This is a genomic window from Paraburkholderia sp., assembly GCF_026225065.1.
Classification (GTDB): domain Bacteria; phylum Pseudomonadota; class Gammaproteobacteria; order Burkholderiales; family Burkholderiaceae; genus Paraburkholderia.
Window position 1 is genome coordinate 22,828 of sequence record NZ_JAMFSB010000402.1, and the last position, 6,453, is coordinate 29,280.

Sequence of the window (6,453 nt, forward strand, 5' to 3'; positions counted from 1 at the left end):
AAGGAGCCCGCATGGCGCGGGCCAAAATTGATGCACCCGCAGAGGAGACGACACGGGCAGATCCAGTATCCGGCTCTGCACAACGCGGGCGCAACAGCAAAAAAATAAATAAAAAAGGGCTTGAAGCCGGTGTTCACTGTGGCCGGGTCGCGTTTCGGCGCCACGTGACTACCCGGCGTACGTGAGGCAGCGACAAGGCACGCCACTTGCTCAGCAGTAACCCATTCCCGGCAAACCGGCTGGAGATCCTGAAGGACTCCGCCCGGTTCATGCCTTGTGCCCGGCTAAACGGGCGGTCTAACGACCGGAATGCTTGCTCACCGCTAGCGCGGATTCTGCCCACCAGGAGGTAAATATGGACCCGGTCTCACATGGCATCATTTTCTGGCTAATTATCGGAGGCATTGCTGGTGCCTTGGCGGGGCGTATCGTCGACGGTGGTGGCTTCGGCATCGTCGTCGACATCATCGTCGGGATTGTCGGCGCCTTCATAGGAGGCTGGCTTGGCGGAGCGCTCGGCCTGCATCTGGGCGGCGGTATTATCGGCTCGCTAATAACGGCGCTCATCGGCGCAGTTATTTTGCTCTTCATTATTCGTCTTTTCAGTCGCGGACGAGCGAGTTCGCTTTAGCAACGGCTTTTTGAAGAGTCTGACCTGGGCCGAGCGCGTCGTTTGCGCCGGTCTGGGCCACGAACTCGAAGGGCTCATCAGCCCAGTGCGACAGGCTCAGGCACTAGAGCGTCTGAATGCCCAAGATGATCACCGCGGCGATCGAGGACATGAAAATCAACGCTCCGATCGTGCGTCTGCGGTTCAGTTCGGTCCACAGGATCACGCCCGTCAACGACAGCAGAATCATGTTGCCGGCCATCGAATCGGCAAGCAGAATCCAGCCGACGCTCGCACCCGTCGAACGATGCAAACCTTCGAGCGTCGCAACGATGCCTTGATCGCGCCGCTCGACGCTGACAAACGTGCCGCCCTTCCAGTACTCCGCACTGACGAGATAGTTCGGCGCGTTAAAGCGCACTTCCCAATGCTCCGGTTGAATCACCGACTGATCGCCCCACGTGACTGGGCCAGATGGATCGCGCGTGACGCGCTCCGCGGGCCGGTCGAGTTTCAGTTCGGTACGCAGCCAGCCGGCCAGTTCACGCGGCGTCTTGAACTGCGCCGCGTCCACGGGCATCTGCACAGTCGAAACGACCGGGCCGCCGACCTTGATCTTCATCGTCGCGCGATGGTTCTGCAGAAAGCCGGTCACGCCGAACAGCAGGCCCAACACCGCACCCCACAGACCGATCCAGCCGTGCACCTTACGCAGCCATTTGAGAAAGATGCTGCGAAACGAACGCGAGCCGCTGGCGCGGGATCGAGGCCGGTCTTTGAATTCCGTATTTGCGCCGCTACGGGTCGCGAGGTCGTTCATCGGATATCGGCGCTCGATCTGGTCGGATACGCGTTGCTGACCAGCAGCTTCGACGGATCCGGGATCGCCGGCAGCGTGATGACGCCGTTCTTAGCGGCGAGCGGCACGGTGCCCGCCTGTTCGACGATGCTCGATTCGACGTGCTCGAAATCGTATTGAAGCTTGAGCTTGCTGTTCACTTTCCAGTCGAGCGTGGCGCTGACGAACTTGCGATAGCCGCGATCGCCTTCGATCGGCGTCTCGACGTGTTCGTCCATGGCGTTGACGCGAATGCCGAACTGGTTGTCCTGTCCGAAGTGCCGGGAGAGATCAACCGCGACGCCGTACGAACCGTTCGAGTCAGCGAGCGCCGTCACGCTCGTGACGGGCTCCGCACCTGCCCGCTTCATGACCATGTTGACGACGCCGGCCGGAACGGTGAAGCCGTAGTAGAGGGCCGACGCGCCCTTCATGACTTCAACTCGCTCCTTGTCTTCCATCGGCATCCAGACGTTGTTGTCGATCGACAGGATGCCGTCGATGTAGTAGCTCGAGCGGTTGTCGAGCGCGATGCCGCGGATCGCCAGGTTGTCGTAGGCGAGTCCGTTCAACTGCAGGCGGGTTACGCCGGCTACATTGCGTAACGCGTCGTACAAACCCGTGTCGCCTTGCGCGTCCATCACGTCGCGCGTCACTACGTTGACGGTTGCGGGTACGTCGAGTGCGTCGAGGCCTTTGTAGGGGCCGGTTTCGATGCTCGCGGGGGCGAAATGTTTTGACTTCTCGCTTGTGATTTTCACGGGGGCGAGCTGGTTGGTGTCGTCTGCGGTGCTGCTTGCGGCGGTTTTTGCGCTACTTTTGGTGCTGCTGTTTGCGTTTGCTTTTGCGGTGTTGTCCGGCGTCTCGGCCGTGTCCGCTGCCTGCGCGGAAGTGGTGATTACGCTCGCCGCCAGTAGTGTGCCGATCCAGTTACGCTTGCGTCGAATCGACAAAAGTTTGTACCGCATACCACCGTGCATGAAGATTTCCCCGTACGAAACGCTCGCTCGGCGCGGCACGGACCAGTTTGGTACGTGGTGCCCGGGAACATTACAAATATTAATGCGAATCATTACCGTTTGAAAGCAAATGAGATGTAACCTTTCTGAACGATGACGGGAAATTTTCTGGTGGGGTGTGGGTGGACGGTTGCCGGTCGACGGCTTAGTGGGCGGCAGCTCGCCTCGCGGCAAATGTCAGCGCAAACATGTTCCGAATATGCGGATGGCTGCTTATAGTGGAGTCGTGTGAGCCTTCTTCTTCAGGACAGGCGCCTTCGAAAGGGACAGCGAGATGACTACTTCTTCCGAGCTGGTGAACAGTCCGCAGGATGCGACGCCGGAGTCGCTGCTCGCTCTGAGCAAATACCTCGACCTCGCGCTGGACAAAGGTAAGTCCGTGGTGATGATGCGCCACGAGGTGAGTGTCTGTTCAGTCTATGTCGGAGAGCCAGCGGACGAGGAGAACCCGTTGGCTCGCCAAGGAACCATCGCCGCAGGCGTGGCTGACGAGATACTTGAACTGACGCGGGCTGGAGTGAACCGGATAGAGCTTGGGGATCAGGTGTACCGGTTTGTTCGAAGCTTTACGCATGTTGCTGGCGTCGGTGCGGTTGTTTTCGGACCGGCGTAGGACGCTGTGGTGCGAGGTCGGCCGACGCGCGTCCCCAACGGACGGGTCGTGATTCATTGCAAATATGTTTGTCTTCGACGGCACCGAACCGAAGACTCGCGACCGTTCGGTCCCTCGTTCTTTAGGTTCGTTTTGTCATTACCGTTGACAGAACTCTATCGATCATTCCCATGACATAGCGCTCCACGATAGAGAGAAAGTAGCCGCATATAATCGTAAAAACCACTCCCAGCGTAGCTATTATCAGGCAAACTTTCAGGTCATCGAGCGTCCGGCCGAATCGGTCAATCATAAAAGAAGACAGAGTGCAGAACACCACCAGTTGCATCAAATAAATCGGGAAGGAAATTTCCCCTAAAAATCTCGATAAGGTGTTTCTGAAAAAACGGCATGCATCGATACTTGCATATGCCCCCACGACGCAAAGTGCTGCCATGATGAATTTTTGATTATTCTGCACAAGTGATAACATCAACAGCTTCAGGCCAGAGCTAGTGGTTATCGGCGCGTGACTGATAAAATAGCTGTCGATCAAATATGCAACCAAAACAAGAAGAGGTGCGCCTACTCTCGTTGTCATTCTATTTCTAATTCTGTCCAATCCACCCGTCGCCCTGAAATAGCTTAGCAACACACCTATAAAAAACATCGCGAACCAGCGGTCGGCGATAGCAAAAAATATGGTTATCAATATCAACGCGAGTATTGGTTTTTTTAATCTGTCCTGCACGTAGAGATACATGAACACCAAAATCGACCCAATCAATTCGATAGGCATTGTCCAGAGAAACGGATTGAAATCCTGTCCGCCGTTCCCGAAGTGGAAAACAGTCACGAAGGAAAATTGAAAAATCTCAAGATTGCCGAATTGAGATGGAAGGAGCGTGCCTAGCCACATTTCGTTGTGCACGAGCTTCGCCGCAGTAACATTATAGGTCACTCCAATTCTTATCACGATTACCGTAATAAGGGCGACTATAAATATAGGTGCAGCAAGTCTGAAATATCTTTTTAGCACCATTTTGTCCAAAACGCTCTTTCTTCTCGTTACCATAAATGGTGTCGAAAGCGCATCCCCCGACAAAATGAAGAAAATACAAACGGCCAACTTTCCATCAATAAAAAACCACCAGAGGGAATTTATCAGCTCAGGATGGATTTTCGAAAACGTCTCTGGTAACGCGTGAAAGATTACAACGGCGAGAGCAGCCCAGCCTCGTATGCCGTCTATTTCCTCGATGCGCTCGCTTCGGGTTGATGCCGCATTTTCGGTAATATGAATCTGACCCGAACGTGCGTTATCCGTATGTCCAATTTCCTCGCGCGTCGCGGTTCCGGTCATTTTTTGCTGGCCTACGTAGATAGCAAACAAGGTCGAAACATCCAGGTGCGTCGCTCGAAATCAATACTCGAGTCTCGCATCGATATTTCGCGTTATTCAATCTCACAGTTGGCGCTAGCAACACGCTGCGTGAACGACTTGTTCAGGTAATTATTAGCCTACTCTGTCGCTTGTCGGTCAAACGTGCGTTGGCCAACACGGTTGCTGTATTCGAGGCGGCGAACAGGATGGTCTTGCTGCGACGAAGGTGGAATGCCCGAACAAGGACAATCTGTGGCTCGGCGCAAACGCGCAATATCGCGCGTTTATGGTTTCAGCCTGCTTCCCCGGGGACCCGCGGCGTTCTGCGAAGCAAAGGCTGCAAAGAAGCCCGAATCTGTCAAAGAAGTGCCCGTGCTGGGCAAGCACGGCAAGCCAGGTTCACGGCAAGACCGTCGAGTGGAATCCAAGCGTTGTCAATGCGATCGGTGCAGGAGGCCTGACCCAATTCCTCGTGAGGACATGGACCCATCAGGCGAAGCTCAAGGGAAGCTACGCCTTCAACAGGGAATCCGACGTGTATCGGCTGATTGAAAATTACGAGAACGTCCCGCGCGGGGTCTGGCTAGGTCTACTGGCATTGTTGCGTGTTGCGATGGTTATCCCCGCCTCGCGAACCACCGCCCCCCCTCACTCCACAGTCACCGACTTTGCAAGATTCCTTGGCTTATCTACGTCCGTCCCCCGTGCACACGCCGTGTGATACGCCAGCAACTGCAGCGGCACCACATGAAGAATGGGCGACAACAACCCATAATGCTCAGGCATCCGAATCACATGCAGACCTTCGTCATTGACGATCCGCGTATCCGCATCCGCAAACACGTAAAGCTGACCACCGCGCGCCCGCACTTCCTGAATATTCGACTTGAGCTTTTCAAGCAGCGCATCATTCGGCGCCACCGTCACCACCGGCATCGCCTCGGTCACCAGCGCCAACGGCCCATGCTTCAACTCACCCGCCGGATAAGCCTCAGCATGAATATACGAAATCTCCTTGAGCTTCAGCGCACCCTCAAGCGCGATCGGATAATGCAGCCCACGCCCAAGGAACAACGCGTTTTCCTTCCGTGAAAACTCCTCCGACCAGGCGATGATCTGCGGCTCCAACGCCAGCACGCTATTAAGCGCCGCCGGCAAGTGACGCAACTGCTTGATGTAATCCGCTTCCTGCGACGCACTCACATGCCCGCGCAATTTGCCCAGCGTGACCGCCAGCACAAACAGCGCCACCAGTTGCGTCGTGAAAGCCTTGGTCGACGCTACGCCAATCTCACGCCCTGCATGCGTCAGAAACGAGAACTCAGTCTGCCGCACCATCGCGCTGGTGCCGACGTTGCACACCGCCAGCGTATGCTGATGCCCAAGCGACTGCGCATGCTTCAGCGCCGCGAGCGTATCCGCCGTTTCGCCGGACTGCGAAATCACCACCACCAGCGCCTTGGGATTCGGCACCGACTCGCGATAGCGATACTCGCTCGCAATCTCGACCTGAGTCGGAATCTTCGCCACCGATTCCAGCCAGTACTTCGCCGTCAGCCCCGAGTAATAGCTCGTGCCGCACGCGAGAATCAGCAGGCTGTCGATCCCCTCAAACACCTTCTGCGCACCGTCACCAAACAGCGCTGCATCGAAGGTTTCAGCCTGTGGAATCGTGTCGGTAATCGCACGCGGCTGCTCGAAGATTTCCTTCTGCATGAAGTGGCGATATGGGCCCAACTCGACCGCGCCACCATACGCGGCCACCTGACGCACTTCGCGCTGGACAATGTTGCCATCGCGGTCCGCAATCCGCACCTGTTCGAGCGTTAGCTCGCACACGTCACCTTCCTCGAGGAAGATGAAGCGCTCGGTGCTACCGGCGAGCGCGAGCGCATCGGACGCGAGGAAATTCTCATTCTCGCCCAGCCCGACGACGAGCGGCGAACCCTGACGCGCGCCCACCACCGTATGCGGTTGATCCTTATGCAGCACGGCAATCGCATACGCGCC

Annotated in this window: 6 protein-coding genes; 2 read left to right on the forward strand and 4 right to left on the reverse strand. The window is 56.5% G+C overall.

The genetic code is table 11. The features are described from left to right. Positions 1 to 355: 355 nt before the first annotated feature. Positions 356 to 631 (forward strand): GlsB/YeaQ/YmgE family stress response membrane protein, encoded by a 276-nt coding sequence (locus M0954_RS27925; RefSeq protein WP_074262751.1) that lies wholly within the window; start codon positions 356 to 358, stop codon positions 629 to 631. Between the two features lie 103 nt (positions 632 to 734). Here M0954_RS27925 and M0954_RS27930 read toward each other — a convergent pair whose 3' ends face one another. Beyond that, positions 735 to 1,430, reverse strand: coding sequence for a PepSY-associated TM helix domain-containing protein (locus M0954_RS27930; protein ID WP_297356723.1), 696 nt, complete (start codon positions 1,428 to 1,430; stop codon positions 735 to 737). Continuing rightward, a complete protein-coding gene (locus tag M0954_RS27935; protein ID WP_297356726.1) occupies positions 1,427 to 2,416 on the reverse strand; it encodes a TonB-dependent siderophore receptor in 990 nt (329 codons plus the stop codon). Before M0954_RS27935 ends, M0954_RS27930 begins: the two co-directional genes overlap by 4 nt. A 325-nt stretch (positions 2,417 to 2,741) precedes the next feature. Here M0954_RS27935 and M0954_RS27940 point away from each other — a divergent pair, with 325 nt between their 5' ends. Beyond that, positions 2,742 to 3,080 (forward strand): hypothetical protein, encoded by a 339-nt coding sequence (locus tag M0954_RS27940; RefSeq protein ID WP_297356728.1) that lies wholly within the window; start codon positions 2,742 to 2,744, stop codon positions 3,078 to 3,080. Between the two features lie 121 nt (positions 3,081 to 3,201). Here M0954_RS27940 and M0954_RS27945 read toward each other — a convergent pair whose 3' ends face one another. Together M0954_RS27945 and glmS are read right to left on the reverse strand one after the other, a co-directional pair. Beyond that, a complete protein-coding gene (locus M0954_RS27945) occupies positions 3,202 to 4,452 on the reverse strand; it encodes an acyltransferase (RefSeq protein ID WP_297356730.1) in 1,251 nt (416 codons plus the stop codon). 639 nt (positions 4,453 to 5,091) lie between these two features. Continuing rightward, positions 5,092 to 6,453 (reverse strand): glutamine--fructose-6-phosphate transaminase (isomerizing) (glmS, locus tag M0954_RS27950; protein ID WP_297356732.1); only part of this gene is annotated, 1,362 nt, incomplete at its 5' end.

What these genes read in the sequence shown, in the direction of transcription:
- M0954_RS27925 (WP_074262751.1), top strand. Translation starts at nt 356, where the DNA reads ATGGACCCGGTCTCACATGGCATCATTTTCTGGCTAATTATCGGAGGC.
- M0954_RS27930 (WP_297356723.1), bottom strand. Translation starts at nt 1,430, where the DNA reads ATGAACGACCTCGCGACCCGTAGCGGCGCAAATACGGAATTCAAAGAC.
- M0954_RS27935 (WP_297356726.1), bottom strand. Translation starts at nt 2,416, where the DNA reads ATGCGGTACAAACTTTTGTCGATTCGACGCAAGCGTAACTGGATCGGC.
- M0954_RS27940 (WP_297356728.1), top strand. Translation starts at nt 2,742, where the DNA reads ATGACTACTTCTTCCGAGCTGGTGAACAGTCCGCAGGATGCGACGCCG.